Here is a 20,702-nt window from a genome sequence, read left to right as displayed (position 1 = left end):
CTAATATTATCGAGAGTTAACTGCCATGATCATGAGATACCGGCCCAGCGAGGAAGAGCAAAAGGCGATTGAAGCCAAGCGCAAAATGAAGCAGGCATTGCGTGATGGTTCGCAAGATGTCGATTTGGTTAGCCAGCCCCCCCAAGCGGGTGAGGTGCGTTCCCACTTTGGCGGGGAAGTGCTGTTCTTTGCCCCCAAGCCCTTGCCTACCGCCAAGATAGGCAAGGGAGGGATAGGGGAGTCCAATCAAATTATTGCCATGAATGATGTGTATATGGATTTTGGCCAGTCCAACAGTGGTAAAGCCTATCAGGTGCAAGTGGTGCAATTCATTAACTCTGTTTTATTTCTTACTATACTTTGTACTTTTTTATTGGCCGCTCACCTAAATGGTAATCGATATGGTACGGAGGGGATGTTTTGGTACTATCTTATAGAGCTGATGAGAACTGAGCTATTTGTTTGGGGACTATTATGTTTTACTGAATTAATCGGTTGGTTTGCCGTGGTGCAAACCACGTGGCAGAAATCCCGCCAGCGACCAATTCGCTTCCACCGCCAGCGGCGGGAGGTCTGCTATTACCCACAAGGTTCCGATACCCCGGTTATTGCACCGTGGGAAGAGGTGGTCGCATGGTGCGGAACCCATCAGGGGTTTACCGGTGATGCGATAGTCAATAGCGCGACTTTTGGGATGGCGATCCCCACGCCTGACGGTAAGGATTACTGGGTGCTGAAAAAGCCGGTGATGTTGGTGAGCGAGGCCCAGCGCACCTGGGAGGTGATCCGCTGTTATATGGAAGAGCCAGCTGAGAATTGGGCCAAGCCCGCAGAACCTGAAACTACCAAAACCTTTGAGAATGAGCGGGAAGTGAATTGGATTTTTTTCCAACGAGGCCCCAAACATTGGTTCAAGGTGGATTTTTTTACACCTTATCTTTCTTACCCTGGCATGGTGGGGTATTACCTGTTCCATATTCTGACTTTTTGGAAACTGCCGTATTGGGTGTCCCAATGGGATCAAAAATTCAGTATGGCGAGTTACCCGCCAAGTATCGAAGCGTGGTCGCAGTCCCTGCCTCCGGAGCAGTGGGCCCAGCCCAGTGCGGAGTTAGAAAGCCAGAAGGCCGCCCTCAAAGAGCATATGGCTGCCGGCGGGACACTGTCGACATTTTATCAAGCGAATGCATGTGCAAAGCATGAATAATGCTTATACAGGCCTCTTATCGAGGCCTGTACTTTATCCTCGTGTTACTTCAATATGCCCAATTACTATGAACGTGGAGCCATGAACGTCTGATGGGCAAACCTGATATTCAACAAATTATTGCTAGTTTTACGTCTATTGAACAGGCATTTGAGTACTTCGATATCGGATTTGATAGCCGTTTTGTTGAAGAGTATCGGACTCAATTAATGAAGCGTTGCTACGGTTATGTGTTGTTGGCCAAACCCGATGATTGGTTCTCGGCGCGTCGTGCCTTCAAAAATGGTTACTGCAAGGTACAGCGTGGCAGATTGGACCCCTACAGCCGCTCGGCGTGTCGGGGGTGTACCACCTGTCAGCGCCGCTAAGCGTGACGTTCTATGTGCTTTCGTATTATTAATCAAAGGAATATCCAATGATTTCTACGCCTCCTATTAAAACGGCTGTTATCGGTTACGGTTTCTCTGCCCAGACATTTCACCTGCCATTTATCGTTAGTTTGCCGGAATTTGAATTGGTTGCGATCAGCAGTAGTAAAGGGGATCGGGTTAGCCAGGATTATCCATCCGTGTGCTGTTATTCGACGGCCGAATCCTTGATTTGTGAATCAGATGCCGAACTGGTGATCATTACCGCTCCGAATGATGTGCACTTTGCCTTGGCCGAATTGGCATTGAGGCATAATAAGCACGTAGTTATCGAAAAGCCATTTGTGACTAAGGTTGCCGATGGTCAGGCGCTGATTACCCTCGCGGCTGAAAAAGGGCTGGTGTTGAGCGTTTACCATAACCGCCGTTGGGATGGCGATTTCCTCACAGTGAAGTCATTGGTTGAGGCCGGGAAACTGGGTGATGTGAAGTGCTTCGAGTCGCATTTTGACCGTTTCAGGCCGCAAGTACGTCAGCGCTGGCGTGAGTTGGCAGCGGATGGTGGTGGTATCCTATTTGACCTTGGCCCGCATTTGCTTGATCAGGCCTTGGCTTTGTTTGGCTTGCCAGAAGCGATAACTGCCCAGTGTCTGATTACCCGAGACGGTGCAACGACAGTTGATTATGTCGACATGGTGCTGCATTACCCGAATATGATAGCCAACTTGCATGCTGACTTGCACAGTGCTGGGCCGAATCGTCGTTTTACGGTAAAAGGTAGCAAAGGCACTTATGAGAAACAGGGATTGGATCCGCAAGAAGATCGCTTGAAAGCTGGCGTCTTACCGGTAGCTAAAGATTGGGCGGATGAAACACCTGAGCAATACGGTCGCTTGTACACCGAAGAGGGCATCGAGCCCGTTGCTACTGAGCGTGGCGGCTATCAGCATTATTTTCGTGCGGTAGCAAAGGCCATTCGACATGGCGAGCCCGTACCGGTTTCCGCCGAGGATGCTCTCTGGAATATTCGACTAATTGAGATGGCATTAGAAAGTAGCCAGAGCGGTAAAATCGTTATCGTTAGGTAGTGATAGTGATTCTCCTGTGACCTAAAGACGCGCGTTTCAGTGAGAATAGATTGGTCTCTTATCAAGGTACTATTTTGCTGGCATAGTGGTTTTACGCTAAAAGTTGCAATATAGAGAAGAGATCAATCAACACGTTTTCTAGAAATCGTTGATATGAAACATGTAGAGCAAGTCAATATATATTATGTTTTTTTGTTAATTCCTAGATTAATATTTAATTGTTTAATGAAATAAATAACTAATCCCCTTCATTCTGCATATAATATTTTAATTAAGTTTTTATTGGATGCTGTGGTGATAATTAGAAATATTTTTGAAAAAGTTTCAGGTAAGCAGCGGTTGTATAAAACGCTATCATTATCACCTGAAGATAAATATATTGATTTTGAAATTAATATCGACTTTACGTTTGAGCAAAGTGAGCATTATAAATATAGCAAAATGTATTTTAATAGTAACCCGAGCCAATCATTTCATGAATCAAGAGTGATATGTTTTCAGCCTATATATCGGGGTAAATATGAACATATTCGATTGCGATTACCGGAAGAGGTTATTGAGTCGGGTTATCTATCTATAAGAATTGATGGATTACCTTATAGTAAAGGTAGTTGTCATATTCGAAATTTACGTACGGTTATTGGAAATGAGAATCCGAAGCTTACTTTGGATGCAATATGGAGGCATAATCGACAGAAAGTTCGAGAGAAGGTTATTGAGAGTGAATCATCTTTTCCAAGTTGTCTCACTCATTTGCCTGAATCTTTGTCGTTGGAGTTAACGCCTCGTTGTAATTTACACTGTCCTCATTGTAGTTCCCATGGCACACCTAAAGTACATGATATTCATAATAAACGCTCTGAAATGTCGCCATTGCTATTTGAAAAAATTGCGCATGAGCTCTTTCCTCATATTACAGCGTTAAGCCTTGTTGGCCGTGGTGAGCCGACCATGGTCAGTAATGCGTTGTGGCGACAGTGTGATAGCTTAGTAAGATTGTATGGGGTAAAAGTAAGCTGTGTGACGAATGGTCATTTCATAAAAAAAAGGATAACGAAAGAATTTTTGCCATATGTTGATGAGCTCTGTATTTCAATTGATGGAAATAGTGCAGAAGTACATGCTCAAAACCGAGGTGGTTCGTCGTTAAAAAAGGTTATTGAAAATATTGAATATTTTCACAATTTGAGGTTATATGCTAAATTAGCTCGTAGGCCTAGGTTAAGCTTTTATTGGACAATAATGTCGAATAATATTCATGAGTTGCCAGAATTTATTCGTGCTTCTGAAAAGTATAATCCTGATTATTTTGCTATTAGGCATTTAGTTTTATTCCGAGAAAAGGACAGGCATCTATCGTTATTGGGTGAACCTGAAAAGACTAATGCATACCTTAAAGAAGCATACTATGAACTAAATAGCCGCGGAATTCGCTTTGAAGGGCCGCCATTAATGGATGAGCAAAGGGGTGTTTCCTCAATTCCTGAAGCTATCACAGTACGTGAAACGTTGGGATATGAAGATAAAGTTGGTGGTTTCTCGGTTATAGACCCAGATTATTTGGCTGAAAAATGTACGTGGATGTGTAGAACTGGCATTATTGGTTGTAATGGCGAAGTTACATCGTGCGGCAAGCATTATGGTGAAGTCGTGGGTTCACTGGATGGCGAATCTTGTTTTAATGATGTGTGGAATGGACCCGCAATGCAATCACTTCGCAGTACCTTTAATACGCCGAATATGTGGCAACAATGTCGCGAGTGCTGGCTGCGTGAATTACGGTGGCATTCACAGAGATATTCGGAAGATGGTGAAAATAATGCGGTGGCCCAATATACCAAATACTCCAGTGCAGCATGGGATTACAGGGACTATAGTGATTTGTGAGTATTGATGGCGGTGGCTGCGAGATCTAGTTAGGAGTTAGAATATTAAAAGAAGCCCCGCTATAGTGACTGATAGCGGGGCTTTTTGCGTTATTGCAAACGAATTAGGCTTCTTTTACCTCGACTTCTTCGGCAATGAAACCTCCCGTTTGGTGAGTCCAAAGTTGGGCATAGATTCCGTTATGGGCGATGAGCTCGTGGTGTGAACCTTGCTCGACGATTTGGCCTTGGTCTAGCACGATCAGGCGGTCCATAGCGGCAATGGTCGATAGACGATGGGCAATGGCTATGACGGTTTTCCCTTCCATCAGCTGGTAGAGACTTTCTTGGATAGCCGCTTCGACTTCGGAATCCAGCGCCGAGGTGGCTTCATCAAGGATCAGGATCGGTGCGTCTTTTAGCAAGACACGCGAAATAGCGATACGCTGGCGCTGGCCGCCAGAGAGTTTGACCCCTCGTTCCCCGACCTGTGCATCGTAGCCGACGTTGCCGTGCGGATCGCTCAGGGTGGCAATGAATTCATGGGCGTGAGCCTGTTTGGTGGCTGCCAATAGCTCCTCTTCGGTTGCGTCGGGACGCCCGTAAAGGATATTTTCTCGGATCGAGCGGTGTAGCAGCGAGGTATCCTGAGTCACCATGCCGATTTGGCCGCGCAGGGAATCTTGGTTGACTGCAGAGATAGTCTGGCCGTCGATTTTAATCGCGCCAGACTCCACATCGTGAAAGCGCATCAGTAGGTTGACCAAAGTGGATTTACCAGCCCCTGACCGGCCCACCAAACCGACTTTTTCACCCGGTTTGATATTGAGGTTGAGCTTTTCTATGACGCCTTTTTGCTCGCCGTAGTGGAAGCTGACATTATCGAACTCGATACCGCCTTGGCTCACCTGAAGATCGGGAGCATTGGGCTTGTCCTCAATCGCAATAGGTTTCGATAGGGTTTTCATACCGTCCACAACGGTACCGATATTTTCAAACAGGCTGCCGACTTCCCACATGATCCATTTTGACATACCGTTGATTCGCAGCGCGAGGCTGACAGCGATGGCAATGGCACCGATGCTGATTGCTGAGCTCGACCATAGCCAAATCGACATACCCGCAATAATGAATACCAATAGGTAGTTGATGGCTTCTACTGAGATATTGAAGCCGGTGACCAGCCGCATTTGGCGGTATACCGTATCCATAAAGCCATTCATGCCTTGCTCGGCATATTCGGATTCGCGGTTGGTGTGCGAGAAAAGTTTGACGGTTTGGATATTGGTATAGCTGTCGACGATTCGGCCAGTCATCAGCGAGCGGGCATCGGCCTGTTCGGTAGCAACTTGCTTAAGACGGGGAACGAAGTATAGCTGGATCACAATGTACCCGATCAGCCACAACAGCATAGGCAGCATAAGGCGGGCATCGGCCTGACCAATCATCACTACCATCGAGGTGAAATAAACGGTGATGTAGACCAATACATCGAGCAGTTTCATCACGGTTTCACGAACAGAGAGTGCTGTTTGCATGACTTTAGTTGCGATCCGACCGGCGAACTCATCTTGGTAGAAAGAGACGCTCTGGCGCAATAGGTAGCGGTGTGCCAGCCAGCGGATGGACATCGGGTAGTTGCCAAGCAGGGTCTGGTGGACAACCAGTGAGTGTAGGGTGATCAGAACCGGAACAACCAGCAGGATCACCAGGCCCATGCCGATGAGCTTGCTGCCTTCTTCGGCCCAAAATGTATCGGGGTTGTGGGCCGTCAGCCAGTCGACCAGTTGTCCCATGAAGCCGAATAGCGAGACTTCGACAATGGCGATAAGGGCGCTCAGAAGCGACATGGCAAGCAAAGGGAGTTCAAAGCCACGGGTGTAATGGCGGCAAAAAGCAAAGAGGCTTTTTGGCGGCTGGGTAGGCTCATCCGGCGGGAATGCGCGGGTGAAAGATTCAAAACGTTTATACATACCAGTAAGGTCCAGTCAGGCTGCACAGTTAGCAGTACATTTTAGCGGTTCGTATAGGTTAGCGTAAGCCATTATTGGCTTTGTTGCTTATGGTGTTGTTTATGAATTGGACGAACAAGCAGCTTATGAATTTAGCTGCTTGTTTATGCAGAGTGGGGCTGTAGTTATGGAATGATAGCCGGGCTTCGATGGGCTAGTGATGCTCAGGCTCGCATACCAGACAGTTTCGCCCGTCGTTCTTGGCCTTATATAGGCAGTTATCCGCTCGCTTGAGCAGGTCATGGATATTGGCTTCGGCGTGAACCAAACCTAGACTGACCGTGAAGTTGATATTTTGCCCAAGCAGTGAAAGCTCGGTATGGGCGATATCATATACCAGTGCTTGAAGGCGCTGTTTGAAGATTTGGGAGGCATTGCCGTATAGGACGCAAAACTCTTCGCCGCCAATACGTGCCACAATGGCATCGGGGAAATAGCGCTGAAGAAGCTGTGCCAGTTCAATCAAGACTAAATCGCCAATATGATGACCGTAGGTATCATTGATCAGCTTGAAGTTATCAATATCAAGTAGAGCCAAGCAGCGTGGCATATGATGATTTTTGGCCAAGGGGTGTTCGAAAAAATACCGTCGGTTCCACGTCTGGGTCAGGTAATCCTGATTGGCCATTTGATAGAGTTGGCGTTCGGCATCCAGAATATTCAGTGTGCTGTGCAGGCGGCAATAGAACTCTTCTTGGTTGAAGGGTTTTTTGAGGTAATCATTGGCGCCCGCTTTGAGAAACTTAGCGGTAAGAGCTATTTCATCACTGGCTGATAGGCCAATGATCGCTAGTTCGCCAGTATGATATTGCTTTCTGAGAGTTTTGACCAGTTCGACCCCGTTGCGCTCGGGCATTGCATAATCGGTGATCACCAAGGTGATGCTTTTGTCATGCTCCATAATCGATAGGGCCTGAGAAACCCCATTAGCCTCAATAACATCGATATATTGTCTTTCCAGTAGGCTACGGATGTATTTGCGTGCAGTCACCGAGTCATCAACGACTAGTGCCCGATGTTGGTTGTTCGTTGCCAAGCGATGAAGGATCGGAATCAGATTGCTGATACACGATGGGTTATCTTTTGGGATATAGTCTATGACAGTTTTTGCCAGAACCCGCTCACGTGTGAGTTCATCCATTTTCCCGGTCAGCACGATAACTTTTACGCCCACAGCCAAACAGAGATCGATAATTTCGCCATCCTGACCGTCAGGCAGGCAGTAGTCTAGAATGGCACAGAGAAAATCTGTCGACTGATCCAGGATCGTTTCAGCCTCCGCAATGGAGAAGGCAATCACTGGGGTAAAGCCGGCTTTCCTTAATTCACTTTCGATGACTCGTCGAAAGGGACGGCTATCTTCGACAACCAGTATTTTTTGTTCCATTACCATGATCCTAGGGGCTTGGGTATCTAGTGATAAATCGGTTAATTATCTATTAGGATTTATTTAAGTTTGAGTCATAAATGACTCATTTTAAGCAATCTTATTTTTCAAATTCGGACGGTGGTGGCGTCGCTTAGCCGACGAACCCTCGTCGAGTAGTGGCGTCGCTGGCATCTTTGCTGAAATAGGCTTGCCGAGTTTTCAGTTCTGTTTATCATGCGAATTAGTTCCGGATTTAACCTTTGATAAGGATGTTGTAATGATTGCTGTCGATTACGTTTCGGTGATCGCCCATGTCGTAGCTATATGGACAATTGCTGCGATGACACCCGGTGCCAATGTTATCTTGACCATTAATAGCGCCCTGTCGCATCCGCCGCGTCTGGCTTTCGGTGCCGTAATCGGCGTTAGCCTTGCGGTGATGGTATGGGGTTTATTAGGTGCTTCGGGGCTTTTACTGATATTGAAGACATTCCCATGGTGGTTCAGTGCGCTAAAAGTGGCCGGTGGGGCATATTTGCTTTATCTAGGTATCAGTAAAATTCGAGCTGCTTGGTCTTTTAAAGATCAGCCATGGGCTGCCGGTTCTCATTTGTCGTTGACGTTCTTTTCTTTGTTACGTCAGGCGGCGCTAACCAGCATGCTGAATCCGAAAACCGGTCTTTTTGTCGTCAGCTTGTTTTCGGTTGCGATGCCGGCCGATATGACGCTCTCTCTTACCTTTGTCACTATGCTGCTAATGGGAATAATCACATTCTGTTGGCACCTAGTACTATTGTTCGGCTTTTCTCGGCAGGGTGCCCAGACCTTGTATCGCCGCGCCACTCGCCAGATTGATTTCTTTACCGGTGGGTTGTTTACGCTATTTGGCCTTAAAGTCATGAGCAGTTAATCTTTTCCTCCCCCTAGCTCCCCCTTGTGCGACAATCTGTTGAGAGCCGAGATGTCTATACAGGGGGAAGCGGGAGGGGGCGCAATCTAATGCTTGCCCTGCCAGATAAGCTGACACTGGGCACTGCCATCGGGAGCGATTGGTTTTTCGACCAGCCAACGGATCGGGGAGATAACAGGGCTGGTGGTAAAGCGAACCGAGGTTTCCAAAATTGCCGATAGCGGCACAGAAAAATCAAAATGCTCGAATTTACCAAGAACCTCGACTGGTGTTTGCAAGCTGAAAATTTGCGCCCGCTTGGACTGTGGCCGCAGGTAGAGCGAAAAGTCGCGATCGGCGTAGCTGGCATTGAACAGGCCATTGACTTGCATACGGGTAGTATCAAGAAGCAAGTCACGTTGTTTCATCGTCCCTTGTTTGATATCTATCCCTGCGGCAACGCAGTTGAGTACCGAAGGATCATTATTGGTGAAGTTCGGAATAATGGCATCGGTCAGGCTAACCGCCCACAGATCAATTAAATCCGCTTCGAATGCTTTTGGCCAAGCGGCGACACCGATAAAGCCATTGGCGTTATTGAGCAGGGTATCGGGCGAATTTGCTAGGCTGGTTAGCTGGAACTGAGTCGAAAACGTGCCGTGCATACCGCTCTTTGGCGCAAGGCGGCGGGCTAGTATCCCGTAATCAAAGTTCTCGACATGGCCGTCAAAACGAATATCGAACATATCGTCTTTGGCCTTGATGGTGCTGGCAAGGTCGATGCTGCCACCCGGCAACTGGATATACAGCGGTTTCAAGTTGAATACGCCATCTTTCACAGTCCAGTCGAGCTTGCCAGCACCCAACCAATCATCGCCAGAACGAACCTCATTAACGTCAAGGCTGAAGCGGGCATTGAGCATATCAAGCCCTGCTGGGCTGATTATCGACGTAGGTGAGTCGGAGGTATTGGCTGCAAGCGACGGCGTGGTCTTTCCCTCCTCAACGGGCATTTTATCATTTTGCCATGCTGCCCAGTCTCCGACCTTGAAGTCATCCATCTGGATGAATGGCGCGGTCAGGGCGAGGTTTAGCTGTGGCTTGCCTTGGTTATTGAGTGGCGGCAGATATGCCCCTTGGCCCGTTAGCTGGCTGTTATTGACCTGAACCAGCATGTTGTTGAGGTGATAGCCCCGTTTATCCATCGCCATGTTGGCATTGATAGTTACCGGGCCATAGGGCGGCATGTCGATGTTAGTGAATGTCTCGAGCTGGTCGAGATTCGGCGCATAAGCACTGATATCTAGATTGAGCGCTTGTGGGTCAATGGGCAGAGAAAGGGAGGTGTGGGCTTTGAAGCGCATGTCGCCAAGGTTAACGGCAAGATCAACAGGGAGTGTCTCTCGGCCGTCGTTGATTTTTTTGAGCGATAGCGAGTTAAGGGCGATCTGAGTGACTTTCCCTGCTGTTGTGCCGTCAATCACCAACTGGGTATCGGTGTCAGGGCCGCTTTGAAAGCGACCCTCATCCAGTTGAATCTTCAGGGCCTTGCCTGTGTAGCTATCAGCGATATTGGCATAGCCGCCCAGGAGTCTTGCATCAACCTTGGTATTCTCCATCAAATCAAGAACTGAGCGGCCTTCAATGCTGAGCGCCAGCTGGGCCCTGTCCAGACGCATATCGAAATCATCGGCAATGTTGAATTGGTGGAGTACGGCCCCGATATCAGGATCTTCTACAGAGACATCGAGGGCGGCATCAATGGTATTGGCGTTGATCCCGAAATTGAGCAAGCCGTTGTAGTCGCTGCCGGCAAAGCGACTTTTAAACGGTGCATTACTCATTCTGCCGTTTTTCAGTTCGCCTTTGAAGGAGATAGCCTCGAGATGCTGTTTCCCCCATATAAGCTGTTTTACCCCGATATTGACATCGGCATCGGCAATCACGATATCATTTGGCAGCAAAGGAACATCAAGGTTAACCCCTTGGGTCGGAACCGTCTGCTCTACCTGCGGCAACTCATCATTATTGATGAATTGGCCGAACTGGGTGAAATTAAGCTCGCTGAAATTGGCGTCAAAGTCCAAGTAGGGACGTTCGCCTTCTGGCCGCCATGCCATGTTGATGTTCCCCTTGCTATTGAGCAGGTTGAAATCAGGCATGGCCAATTTTATCCAGCCATCATGGTAGCGGATCTTGCCGGTGATGTTGACTGGGCCGTGAATATCAGCGGTTGTACCTAGCCAGGGGCTCAACAATTTGGCGTCCTTGCTTTGGATGTCCAGATTGAACCAGCTATCCTTTTCCCATCGGGTATGTTTAAGTAAACCTTCCGCACTGACATGCAGGGCTGGACTGTTCAATGATATTTGGGTCGGCCAATCGCGATTAGAAAGTACATCGCAAAATGTGCCGGCTTTGACTTTGAAACGGGTGGGAATACCCATCAATTGGCCTTGAATATCGGACTTGAACGGCACGTTGAGCCCGGCAATGAGCTTGGCCTTATCAATAGCGAATGAGGCTTCACCACCCCACTTGACCTCGGCTTGATCAATATTAAGTTCGGCCCGTGAGTTTTCCAGCCATTCAGACAGTTTGGTGCCTTGGGTGGTGATATTGAGTTTGGCGCTTTCGAGGTGGCCTCGCGCATAGCCCATACCGCTTAACCAACGTGCCATTTCTCCCAGTGGTGACTTTTCGGCACCGAGCGTGACATCAACGGTAGACGTCCAGTCAGTGGCATTGATATTTGCCGAGCCCCTAAATGGAACTTTGGCTATATCAGCGGTCATTGGTGCATGGAGTTCGCCAGCCTTGCCGTTGACTTGCAATGACAGGTTTTCGATGGATGTGCCAAGTCCTTTTACTTCGTCAATCGACAGTTCAACGTTGGTAGTGGTTTTGACCAGCCATTGATCCAGTGCACGCTGAAGCGGCGATTGTTGAGGTGGCGTACTGCTATAGGCCCGCATCATTATTGGCTTGGGCTCTAGCCAAGGGCGCAGATCAATAAGCGGTATATTTAGTTTGCCGTCAATAGTGTTGTGATCGCCAAGCGCAATATCTAAAAAGCCACTGCCGTGGGTGATCGGGCTGTCGATCGCCAACTCGCTGACTTTTAGGCGGTTGGCCGATGCTGATATCTTGGTAGTGATATTAAGCGGGGCCAAATATTGCAGATCTAAACCCAGTAAATTGGCAACTGGCTGGGTGTTTTGCCAACTGAGGCTCACATCGGCGGTAGATATCCCTTGATTGATCGGTAAAACATCAGCATCAATGTTTAAGCTGGCTCCGGCAAATTCTCCTTTGGCCTGTAGTTTGCCGTATTGTTCGTTGAGCAACTGCTCGAGATCGCCGATAAGCTCAAGGTTGTATTGTTGGCCGATGATACTGCCGCTTGCATTTAGCTGCCATTGGTTATCGATGGGTGCCAGCAGCATGTCGTCGAGATACCAGTCGAAATAGGTGTCGGTAGAATGGTCTTGGTATACGAATGACAGGTTGTGGGCTGAAATTTTGTTATTAATTGCCAGCTTGAGTGGTGAGCGGGTTTGAGCATCATTATTTTGCGAACTGGCTTGGTTATCGCGATCAAGGTTGCCCATTAGCCAGTTTGCGTCCCCGTCACTGTCTTTAGCAAGGTTCAACTCGATAGTATCAAGCTCAAGATGGTCAACAGACAATGTGCCGCCAAGCAGAGGCAAAATACCAATTTGAGCATGGATTGAGCCTGTCTTCAGCAATGGCTGCCAATTAAAAGCATCTGTGTTGGCGATGGAGATGCCGTTGAATTGTACTTCGGGACGGAATGATAAAACGAGCTTGATCTCGCCATCGATGCGGGCTTCGCGATCCAGGTTTTCTGTTAGCCATTCACTAATGGTTGTGCGGTAAGGCGTCAGATCTAGATGAATACCATAGCCAAGAGTCGCAACACAGAGTGCGACAGGTGTCAGAACACCAATCCCAGCCCATTTGGCGATCTTGCGGAGGTTACGTTTCGACTCGCGGGTAGGGGCGGGAGTCGAAACTTTATCGTTGTGGTTTGTGTTTTCTGGGCTCATGCAAATTCTGTAGGATGCTGTGGTACTGATATCTCATTTCTTCGTGAAATGTTCTGCAGTATCACTACTTGTTGTTATTTGGATGCTGTTTTATTGCGATAAGATACCATGGAAAAAGCTAAATCGATAATTTTTCAGCATATTTTGACGAAAAATTGGCACATCTCATGCTGTGAAGGTGTTGTTTGATGGAAAATTGACACTTTGCCAGAAGGTGGGACGTTATCAGTTTCATTAATGTGTACTATCAAGACTAACGTTTTGAATCATAACTCCTGAACAGTAAACTGGTTGATAAAGGGGGGATTATGAGTAGTGATTCACCAAGTATGATTCTGTCTATTCAGCAATTATCTTCAGGGTTTGAAGCCATTTCCAGCATGAGCCTGACGTCGACATTGGCCATGGGGCAGCATCTGGCAATTAGTGGGCCGTCGGGTTGTGGTAAGTCAAGTTTATTGAAAGTTCTGTGCGGCTTGAGACCGGCGCTTGCTGGGCGGATAGTGTGGCAGCAACAGGCGGTAACCGAAGCCAATTTGTCGTGGTGGCGCCAGCAGTTTTGCTATCTCCCCCAGCAGCCAGTGATGGGAGCGGAGGATGTCTATTCGGTACTACGGTTGCCATGGCGGCTGAAGGCCACATCTGTGGTAGAGCCTACAGAGCAGCAGTGTTTGCAGGTTTTGGAGCAGTTGGATTTGGCATCCGTGCAGTCAAAATCTGTTAATACGCTATCCGGAGGTGAAAAACAGCGTTTGGCCATTGCCCGCGCTGTGCTGATGCAACGTCCGCTATGGATTATGGATGAGCCGACCTCGGCCTTAGATGCCGCTAGTCGTGATAGATTGGCGGCTCTTACTCGCCAGTACTCCTTGATGGTGGTCTCAGTTTCTCATGATCCTGCGTGGGTGGCAGGGGCCGATATTGTCTATTCAATGGAGGGGCGGAATGGGTGAGACCTTAGCGATTAGCCATTGGGCACTGGCGGGGTTCTATACCCTGTTTATTATTCCGCTGTTTTTATTTCGTTATTGGCAATTGGGGTTGGGTAAAAGCTTGATTGCCGCAGTATTGCGTATGACGATCCAGCTGTCTATTGTTGGCCTATACCTGCAAACCCTATTTGAATTTCAGAACCCGTGGCTGAACAGTCTTTGGTTGTCGGTCATGGTAGTGGTGGCCGGCAGCAGTATTTGCAAACGGGCGGGGGTAAGTGCCAAGCGTTTTCTCCCTGCTGTGTTGATAGGCCATTTAGTGGCGATGCTGGGGGTGTTGCCACTGATGCTGGCGGGGGTGATTAAAGCCGAACCTTGGTGGCAGGCACAGTATTTGATTCCAGTGGCGGGAATGCTGCTGGGTAACTGTCTGTCGGCCAACGTATTGGCGTTGGAGCGCTGGTACAGTAGCTTGAAAGATCGTGCTGAAGAGTACCAGTTTTACTTGGCTATGGGTGCGCCTAATCCGGGAGGGCCTTTTATCCGAGAGGCAGTGAAAGCTGCGTTGGCTCCGCAATTGGCGGCAATGACAACATTAGGTATTGTGAGTTTGCCGGGTATGATGACCGGACAAATTCTGGGGGGAACCGAGCCATTGTTAGCCGTGAAATACCAGTTGGTCATTATGGTGGCGATTTTTATTTCCGCGTCTTTGTCTGTAGCCACGACACTGGCTATTGCCAGCAAAACCGCTTTTAACGTATACGGTGAATTTCAGAAATGAGGTGGAAAATTCCCCGGCTACAGAGCCGGGGAATACTATTAATAGTGTACTGTTTGGTGCTTGCAGCGATAGATATCTGCGGCAACTGAGCTTGGTTGGCCATTATCCGTCGCGATGATTTTGGTAATATGGAAGCGGTTCCCGCCACGCATATATGTTTCGTTCGCGAGTTCTGTTTCAAGATTTTTGGGGTGTGTCTTTTCTACAACGTAGCTAGTAAGAACCTTGCAAGTGTTGTTTTCAATTTCGCTAAATGCAATTGGCTGTACGGTGTGGGCACCTGGAAGCAATGCAATTTGGCCAGACGGCTTGCTATTTGTTTCACCAGTCGCACAGTTATAGATATTTGCGATGACACTGCTTGGTCTGCCTCTACGTGTATCAATAACGGATGTAATATGGTAACGGTTTCCGCCTGAAAGATAAGTGTGATTCTTTAATTCAGGAACGAGATTGTTTGGGTGTGCATCTTCAAGGGTATACACATCGACAATTTGGCAGTTCATTGTGATAGCCGTTAGTTCGGAAATAGCGCTAATAGGTTTAGCTTCTGGCATTACGGGAATTTTACGTGTGCAACCAGTCAGTGACAAAATGATAGCTGCTGCAATAGTGAGTTTTTTCATTAATTCTACGACTCTTATATTGGAATAGCGCAATGCTTGTGGGGTATTTTAGTTAAATTATTTATCCAGATAAATCTTCAATTTCATTAATGTGCACAAGTGATTATTCTGTGCTCTAGTTGAAGGGATTGGAGCGTGTATTGCTCGATTGCGTGCTTATATTTTCCAATTTAGAGAAGTTAAACTGACAATTTTTATCATCCTTAAGTATTTGATTTAAAGGGTTTGATTTTGTGGTTATGCATTCTGGGTGATCCGTTTCACACTCTGTCATTGAGGCAATAATAATCCAGTAAATGCGATAAAAATCATCTATAGGTGATTGCCTTCCTGTAATAGCATGACAGTATGTTAAAGAACGCTAGGTCATGCTCATGAAAGTTGTTGCTATAACCGCCTGCCACACAGGGATTGCACATTGTTATATGGCTGCCGACCGATTGACCGACGCTGCCCGAGCCCTGTCGATTCAGATCAAGGTTGAAACCCAAGGCGCGATGGGAATTGAAAATAAATTATCAAAACGAGATTTTGATAATGCTGATTACATATTGTTGGCTGCAGAAATAAAACTAAGCGAAAGCGAACGGTTTGAAGGAAAAAAAACAGTTCTCGTTTCGGTACAAGACGCCATCAATAAACCTGAATTCCTTTTGAAACAATTTAAGTGAACATCATGAAGAAAGAAGTCGCCTTTATTTGTGAATTGCCCAATGGGATTCACGCACGCCCTGCCAATCATTTGGAAACTGTGTGCTGTCAGTTTGATAGTGATATTACTTTAATGAACCTGCGTAATGGCAACAGTGGATCGGCAAAGAGCGTATTGTCGCTAGTGGGTACCGATACTCTGTTTAATGATCCTTGTTCGCTTATCATCGAGGGGGGGGACGCCGAGCTGGCTCAGTCGATGCTTGAGACTTATTTGCGGGAGGAATTTCCCCATTGCGATGCTGAGCTGGTGGTGATGGACGAATCTGACATAGTGCTGCCGCAGTCTTTGCTTCGCCATAATCCCGTTTTGCTCAAGGCCAAGCGTCTGTCGGCAGGGATTGCAAAGGGGCAGTTGGTACGTTTCAGTGATATGGATCTGACTCTATTTGCTCAGGCTGAGGCCAGTGTTTGCTTTGAGCAAGCCACCGATCAGGTTCGAAAGCAGTTGGCTGACAATGTTCAGACGGCCACCGGTGAAGAAAAAGCGATTATCGAGGCCCACTTGGCTATTTTAGCGGATGAGGCATTTGTCGGTCAGATAGAGGGGTTGGTTGCCAACGGCCAGACGGTTGCCGAAGCTGTGCTAGCAACGGTCGAGTCTATCTGTCATACCCTGCTGCAATCATCCTCGGATTACCTTAAAGAGCGGGTGCTGGATATCAAGGATATCGCTCTGCAATTGTTGGTGGCCGCTCACCCGCATCTTGAGATAGAGACGGATTTTGTCTTGTCTCAGCCATCGATTGTGGTTGCCAGTGATTTGACACCTAGTCAGTTCCTTGGTTTAGATCGCGGCATGTTGCAAGGGCTGATCCTGACCAACGCCGGGGCAACATCGCACACTGTAATTTTGGCCCGTGCCTTTAATATCCCGGCTATCGCGGGCATTGACTTGGATACCTGTGCTGCCTATGAGGGCGAGTTGGCATATATTGATGGTAATTTGGGTGTTGTTGCGCCTGCGCCAACCCCGGCTGTCGCCGTCTATTTTGAACGTTCCCTTAAGTTGGCGCAGCTAGGTAAAGAGCGCCAGCATGAGTTTCTGGCAGCATCTGGCATGACCAAAGACGGTAAATTGGTTGAAGTAGCGGCCAATATTGCCTGTACAGTGGAGGCCGAACCGGCTTTTTCTCTAGGGGCAGAAGGGATTGGCCTTTTCCGAACCGAGATGCTGTTTATGGATCGCGCCTCTGCGCCGGATGAAGCCGAGCAGTTCGAGTGTTACCGGCAGGTACTTGATGCGGCAGGCGATAAGCCAGTGATTATCCGCAGTATGGATATCGGCGGCGATAAGCCGATTGATTACCTCAACTTGCCTGCCGAGCACAACCCGTTCTTGGGTTACCGGGCTGTTCGGATTTATCCTCAGTTTGTTACCTTGTTCCGTACTCAATTGCGCGCTGTGTTGCGTGCGGCGCAACATGGCCATACTAAGCTGATGATCCCGATGATTCAGAGTATTGAGGAGATCCGCTGGGTAAAAAGTCAGCTGGCATTGGTGAAAGCGGAATTGGAATCTGAAAATATCGGTTTTGGTGAGCTTGAACTGGGGATCATGGTTGAGATCCCGGCAGTGGCTTTCATGATGGATCAGTTCTGCCGCGAAGTTGACTTCTTCAGTATTGGCTCGAATGACATGACCCAGTACCTTCTGGCCGTCGATCGTGATAACGATAATGTTGCCAAACTGTACAACAGTCTTGCTCCGTCTTTCCTCCGCTTGTTGCGTGAGGTGGTTGTTGGTGCCCATGAATACGGGAAATGGGTCGGCTTATGCGGAGAGCTGGGGGCCAACAAGAAAGTGTTGCCTCTGTTGGTGGGCGCGGGTTTGGATGAACTCAGCATGGCAGCGCCAAGCATTGTGCCAACGAAGTCATTGCTGAGTCAGCTAGATAGCAAGCAATGTGAGGCATTGTTCCAGCAGGCGTGTGATTGTGCGACGATTGCCGAAGTTGAAGCCTTGCTCGATGAGTTCGAGCGCAGCCAAGAGGCCAAGCCGTTATTGGCGACGGAATGTGTCTTGCTAGATTGTGATTTTACAAGCAAAGAAGAAGCTATTCAGGCACTTGTCGGTAACTTGGGGATTTGTGGCCGTACTGTAAGGGTCAATGAATTAGAAGCCGATATCTGGGCTCGAGAGGAGGTGTTCTCTACCGGATTGGGTAACGGGTTCGCTATTCCACATACCAAATCTGACAATATTCAGCACTCATCGATTTCAATTGCGCGTTTGGGTAAGCCAGTAAGTTGGACAGCAGACAGTGATGATAGTGACGTTGAATTTGTGATTATGCTGACCCTTAACAAGGAGCAAGGCGATCAGCATATGCGAATATTCTCCGGTCTCGCGCGTAAGCTGATCCATGAGAGTTTCCGTAACACCTTAAAAGAAATGACCACAGAGTCAGAAATGATTGCGTTCTTGCAATCAGAGCTCTCGCTATAAGCGCGACAATGTTTGTTGGCATAAGCAATAGCGGCCTTCGTATGAAGGCCGCTATTTTGCTATTGGTGGAGATTGGTGGAAGTTCGATCGATTATTCCTCGGGGGCTTTATAGGTAAGTTCCACGGATCGGATAATTGTTTTCAGGGTTGCGAATAAATGCCAAGCCTGCGAGCAATGTTTTTAGATCTGGTCGGGCAAACGGGGCATTTGAAATGTCAATAATTTGTATCTCATTGTTTTCATTTATGACAAACAAGCCCGGTTCAGCGAATGGATGATCGGTTTCCTGTGCTGAGCGAGGATGGGAAATATACAGTCCGAGCTGTTGCATTTGCTCGATGTTAAGGCCATAGCCGATAGGAAAGTTAACCGATAAGTTATCCATATGCGTACGTAATTGCTTCTCGCTATCAGCAGAGGCTACAACAATATCGATCCCTAGAGCCCTAAATTGTTCTCGCAGCGTTTCAAGCTCGTTGAGGTAGCGGGTGCATAGCGGGCAGTGTCGGCCTCGGTAGATCACAACCATTTGCCAGTCTGCGCCCTGCTGGGGAACACCGAGGATCACGTCGGTGCCAGTTAGGGTCGGTAGCGCTATGGCCGGAAAAATACAGCCTGCCTTTAATTTGCCGGAAGTCATTATCAATACCTTTTGTGCATAGATTGGAGTAAGTATCCCTATGTTAGGCTTGAATATAAGTGACTGAAACTGTGATTATTCGACTACCACTCATTCTTATTTGGAATAGATCGAGTGGAAAATCTGTGCGCATGATGTCACGTTACATTTTATCGCTTGTTTAAGAATTTGGACTGAAATAGGATAGCGTTATCTGGTATGGCTGGTAATTAGCGTGCCAATTTTAACTATCTGTATTTGAAGAATAAAATGAAGAAAATTATCTCATCTTTGATGCTTGTTGCGGCTTTGTCTGGTTGTGATGATGCTAATCAAGTGATTGATCAGGCTCAGAAAGCGGCGAACAATGCTGTTGATACCATGCAAGAGAAAATGGAATCTGTTGATCTTAGCAAGCTAAACTTAGAACAATTGGGTGATGCCGCGGCTTCGGCACAAAAGCTTGCCGAGTCTGTTGACGAAGCACTGAATGCTGATTTCAGTGATCCTGAAGTATTAACAGAAGTTCATGAGCACATTTCCAATGCTTACAGCTGCTTGGTGGAAGCGTCATCTGAGTCAACAGCTGAAAAGCTGATGGACAAAGTGATGGTCACTATCAGTAACGAAGATGCAAAAACACTGATTGAAAAGAGCATTGAGAAAGCGAAAGAAGCTCAAAAGTGCGTAATGTAATCGTGTTTTGAATGAAACAAGCCCACCAAGGTTTAACCGTGGTGGGCTTTTTTGTTGGCGTCTGTCTTTGGAGCCCGTGCAGCCTCAACCATTAAACCGTTGGCGGAATGCCCTTGGGGTTAATCCCATTATCTTTATAAATGTCTTGCGGCACGCGGTACTGTCTTGGTAGCCCACCAGATGGGCGATATGTTCAAAGGGATACTGGCTGGCTTCAAGCAAGTCACAGGCTTTTTGTATCCTTAGCCGTTGTAAATACTCATTGGGTGAATAGTGGGTTGCCTGACGAAAACGACGGAGCAGAGAGCGTTCACCCAGGTGCACGAGACTGGCCAACTGGGTGACAGTCAGTGAGCTGGAATAGTGCAGGTTGATGTGTTGCTGAACTTGCCTTATGACATGGTCGTTATGGGTTGTTAATGGAATGAACTGCTGGTAGTACCGTTGCTCTCGTGGGGCGGTATCGACAACTAGCATCTTGCCTAATTGGCGCATGACAAATTCTCCAGCATGCTTGGCGATGATATCCAAGCCAAGATCAAGCCACGACATCATGCCACCAGCCGTAACGATATCGCCATGATCGATCAGTATTCGGTCTATATCCAGAGGCTGGTTTGGAAAGGTGTGCCGAAAATCATCAGCCAGCCCCCAATGTGTGGTGACAGCGCGGGATTGCAAGGTGTCGGTATGAGCAAGAATAAAGGAGCCGGCACAGGCTGAGGCCAGTTTACTTCCGCTCCGGTGCTGTTCATTGAGCCATTGAATATGTTCGGTATTGGGGTGACGGTAATAGTCCCCTGACATACTGGGCGGTAAGATTACGATCTGATAAGTCTCATCATGATTTTCAAATGTTTCAATGATAGTGGGTACGAACTGACAGCGAAGGCTGTGTTCTTTGCATACGCGGTTTGCCAGCATGAAGAGCTCATCCAATCCATAAATTGCTGAGCGAAGTGCTGACGGGTAATGGCAGATAGCGATAGTAATGGTTGTTATTTGGCTCATGGGGA

16 protein-coding genes are annotated in these 20,702 nt (G+C 47.7%); 10 read left to right on the top strand and 6 right to left on the bottom strand.

Annotated elements, in window-relative coordinates; translation table 11 throughout:
• Positions 1–25: 25 nt before the first annotated feature.
• The 4 genes from ACSF8X_RS21550 (at position 26) to ACSF8X_RS21535 (ending at position 4,550) form a co-directional block, all read left to right on the top strand.
• Positions 26–1,207 (top strand): hypothetical protein, encoded by a 1,182-nt coding sequence (locus ACSF8X_RS21550; protein WP_500851400.1) that lies wholly within the window; start codon positions 26–28, stop codon positions 1,205–1,207.
• 92 nt (positions 1,208–1,299) lie between these two features.
• Entirely contained in the window at positions 1,300–1,575 is a 276-nt protein-coding gene (locus ACSF8X_RS21545) for a hypothetical protein (protein ID WP_047878975.1), read from the top strand.
• 50 nt (positions 1,576–1,625) lie between these two features.
• Entirely contained in the window at positions 1,626–2,663 is a 1,038-nt protein-coding gene (locus tag ACSF8X_RS21540) for an oxidoreductase (protein WP_500852143.1), read from the top strand.
• A 294-nt stretch (positions 2,664–2,957) separates the two neighbouring features.
• Positions 2,958–4,550, top strand: a complete 1,593-nt coding sequence (locus tag ACSF8X_RS21535; RefSeq protein WP_500851399.1) for a radical SAM protein — start codon at positions 2,958–2,960, stop codon at positions 4,548–4,550.
• A gap of 103 nt (positions 4,551–4,653) precedes the next feature.
• On the opposite strand, the gene ACSF8X_RS21530 is transcribed toward ACSF8X_RS21535, so the two are convergent.
• Together ACSF8X_RS21530 and ACSF8X_RS21525 are read right to left on the bottom strand one after the other, a co-directional pair.
• A complete protein-coding gene (locus tag ACSF8X_RS21530; RefSeq protein WP_500851398.1) occupies positions 4,654–6,501 on the bottom strand; it encodes an ABC transporter ATP-binding protein in 1,848 nt (615 codons plus the stop codon).
• 193 nt (positions 6,502–6,694) lie between these two features.
• Positions 6,695–7,927, bottom strand: a complete 1,233-nt coding sequence (locus ACSF8X_RS21525) for a GGDEF domain-containing response regulator (RefSeq protein WP_047878973.1) — start codon at positions 7,925–7,927, stop codon at positions 6,695–6,697.
• A gap of 259 nt (positions 7,928–8,186) precedes the next feature.
• Here ACSF8X_RS21525 and ACSF8X_RS21520 point away from each other — a divergent pair, with 259 nt between their 5' ends.
• Positions 8,187–8,819: a LysE family translocator gene (locus ACSF8X_RS21520; protein WP_500851397.1), complete on the top strand. Its 633-nt coding sequence runs from the start codon at positions 8,187–8,189 to the stop codon at positions 8,817–8,819.
• Between the two features lie 86 nt (positions 8,820–8,905).
• Here ACSF8X_RS21520 and ACSF8X_RS21515 read toward each other — a convergent pair whose 3' ends face one another.
• Positions 8,906–12,868, bottom strand: coding sequence for an AsmA family protein (locus ACSF8X_RS21515; protein WP_500851396.1), 3,963 nt, complete (start codon positions 12,866–12,868; stop codon positions 8,906–8,908).
• A gap of 308 nt (positions 12,869–13,176) precedes the next feature.
• On the opposite strand from ACSF8X_RS21515, the gene ACSF8X_RS21510 reads away from it, so the two are divergent.
• Together ACSF8X_RS21510 and ACSF8X_RS21505 are read left to right on the top strand one after the other, a co-directional pair.
• A complete protein-coding gene (locus ACSF8X_RS21510; RefSeq protein ID WP_047878970.1) occupies positions 13,177–13,821 on the top strand; it encodes an ABC transporter ATP-binding protein in 645 nt (214 codons plus the stop codon).
• Positions 13,814–14,584 (top strand): ABC transporter permease, encoded by a 771-nt coding sequence (locus ACSF8X_RS21505; RefSeq protein WP_500851395.1) that lies wholly within the window; start codon positions 13,814–13,816, stop codon positions 14,582–14,584. The genes ACSF8X_RS21510 and ACSF8X_RS21505 overlap by 8 nt, the downstream gene beginning before the upstream one ends.
• A 38-nt stretch (positions 14,585–14,622) precedes the next feature.
• Here ACSF8X_RS21505 and ACSF8X_RS21500 read toward each other — a convergent pair whose 3' ends face one another.
• Entirely contained in the window at positions 14,623–15,210 is a 588-nt protein-coding gene (locus ACSF8X_RS21500; protein ID WP_500851394.1) for a DUF1471 domain-containing protein, read from the bottom strand.
• A gap of 374 nt (positions 15,211–15,584) precedes the next feature.
• Here ACSF8X_RS21500 and ACSF8X_RS21495 point away from each other — a divergent pair, with 374 nt between their 5' ends.
• Together ACSF8X_RS21495 and ptsP are read left to right on the top strand one after the other, a co-directional pair.
• Positions 15,585–15,881: a PTS fructose transporter subunit IIB gene (locus ACSF8X_RS21495; RefSeq protein WP_047879027.1), complete on the top strand. Its 297-nt coding sequence runs from the start codon at positions 15,585–15,587 to the stop codon at positions 15,879–15,881.
• Between the two features lie 5 nt (positions 15,882–15,886).
• Positions 15,887–18,370, top strand: coding sequence for a phosphoenolpyruvate--protein phosphotransferase (gene ptsP, locus ACSF8X_RS21490; RefSeq protein WP_500851393.1), 2,484 nt, complete (start codon positions 15,887–15,889; stop codon positions 18,368–18,370).
• A gap of 107 nt (positions 18,371–18,477) precedes the next feature.
• Here ptsP and ACSF8X_RS21485 read toward each other — a convergent pair whose 3' ends face one another.
• On the bottom strand, positions 18,478–19,011 hold the full coding sequence (locus ACSF8X_RS21485) for a peroxiredoxin-like family protein (protein ID WP_500851392.1): 534 nt from the start codon (positions 19,009–19,011) through the stop codon (positions 18,478–18,480).
• A gap of 249 nt (positions 19,012–19,260) precedes the next feature.
• Here ACSF8X_RS21485 and ACSF8X_RS21480 point away from each other — a divergent pair, with 249 nt between their 5' ends.
• Positions 19,261–19,686 carry a hypothetical protein gene (locus tag ACSF8X_RS21480; protein WP_047878967.1) on the top strand — a complete coding sequence of 142 codons (426 nt, stop codon included), beginning with the start codon at positions 19,261–19,263 and terminating at the stop codon, positions 19,684–19,686.
• Between the two features lie 84 nt (positions 19,687–19,770).
• Here ACSF8X_RS21480 and ACSF8X_RS21475 read toward each other — a convergent pair whose 3' ends face one another.
• Entirely contained in the window at positions 19,771–20,697 is a 927-nt protein-coding gene (locus ACSF8X_RS21475; RefSeq protein WP_500851391.1) for a GlxA family transcriptional regulator, read from the bottom strand.
• Positions 20,698–20,702 lie beyond the last annotated feature (5 nt).

The organism is Photobacterium panuliri, from assembly GCF_059920555.1.
Note: the sequence above shows the minus strand (reverse complement) of the source record. Positions and strands in the feature narration are given on the sequence as shown.

What these genes read in the sequence shown, in the direction of transcription:
- ACSF8X_RS21550 (WP_500851400.1), top strand. Translation starts at nt 26, where the DNA reads ATGATCATGAGATACCGGCCCAGCGAGGAAGAGCAAAAGGCGATTGAA.
- ACSF8X_RS21545 (WP_047878975.1), top strand. Translation starts at nt 1,300, where the DNA reads ATGGGCAAACCTGATATTCAACAAATTATTGCTAGTTTTACGTCTATT.
- ACSF8X_RS21530 (WP_500851398.1), bottom strand. Translation starts at nt 6,501, where the DNA reads ATGTATAAACGTTTTGAATCTTTCACCCGCGCATTCCCGCCGGATGAG.
- ACSF8X_RS21525 (WP_047878973.1), bottom strand. Translation starts at nt 7,927, where the DNA reads ATGGAACAAAAAATACTGGTTGTCGAAGATAGCCGTCCCTTTCGACGA.
- ACSF8X_RS21520 (WP_500851397.1), top strand. Translation starts at nt 8,187, where the DNA reads ATGATTGCTGTCGATTACGTTTCGGTGATCGCCCATGTCGTAGCTATA.
- ACSF8X_RS21515 (WP_500851396.1), bottom strand. Translation starts at nt 12,868, where the DNA reads ATGAGCCCAGAAAACACAAACCACAACGATAAAGTTTCGACTCCCGCC.
- ACSF8X_RS21510 (WP_047878970.1), top strand. Translation starts at nt 13,177, where the DNA reads ATGAGTAGTGATTCACCAAGTATGATTCTGTCTATTCAGCAATTATCT.
- ACSF8X_RS21505 (WP_500851395.1), top strand. Translation starts at nt 13,814, where the DNA reads ATGGGTGAGACCTTAGCGATTAGCCATTGGGCACTGGCGGGGTTCTAT.
- ACSF8X_RS21500 (WP_500851394.1), bottom strand. Translation starts at nt 15,210, where the DNA reads ATGAAAAAACTCACTATTGCAGCAGCTATCATTTTGTCACTGACTGGT.
- ACSF8X_RS21495 (WP_047879027.1), top strand. Translation starts at nt 15,585, where the DNA reads ATGAAAGTTGTTGCTATAACCGCCTGCCACACAGGGATTGCACATTGT.
- ptsP (WP_500851393.1), top strand. Translation starts at nt 15,887, where the DNA reads ATGAAGAAAGAAGTCGCCTTTATTTGTGAATTGCCCAATGGGATTCAC.
- ACSF8X_RS21485 (WP_500851392.1), bottom strand. Translation starts at nt 19,011, where the DNA reads ATGACTTCCGGCAAATTAAAGGCAGGCTGTATTTTTCCGGCCATAGCG.
- ACSF8X_RS21480 (WP_047878967.1), top strand. Translation starts at nt 19,261, where the DNA reads ATGAAGAAAATTATCTCATCTTTGATGCTTGTTGCGGCTTTGTCTGGT.
- ACSF8X_RS21475 (WP_500851391.1), bottom strand. Translation starts at nt 20,697, where the DNA reads ATGAGCCAAATAACAACCATTACTATCGCTATCTGCCATTACCCGTCA.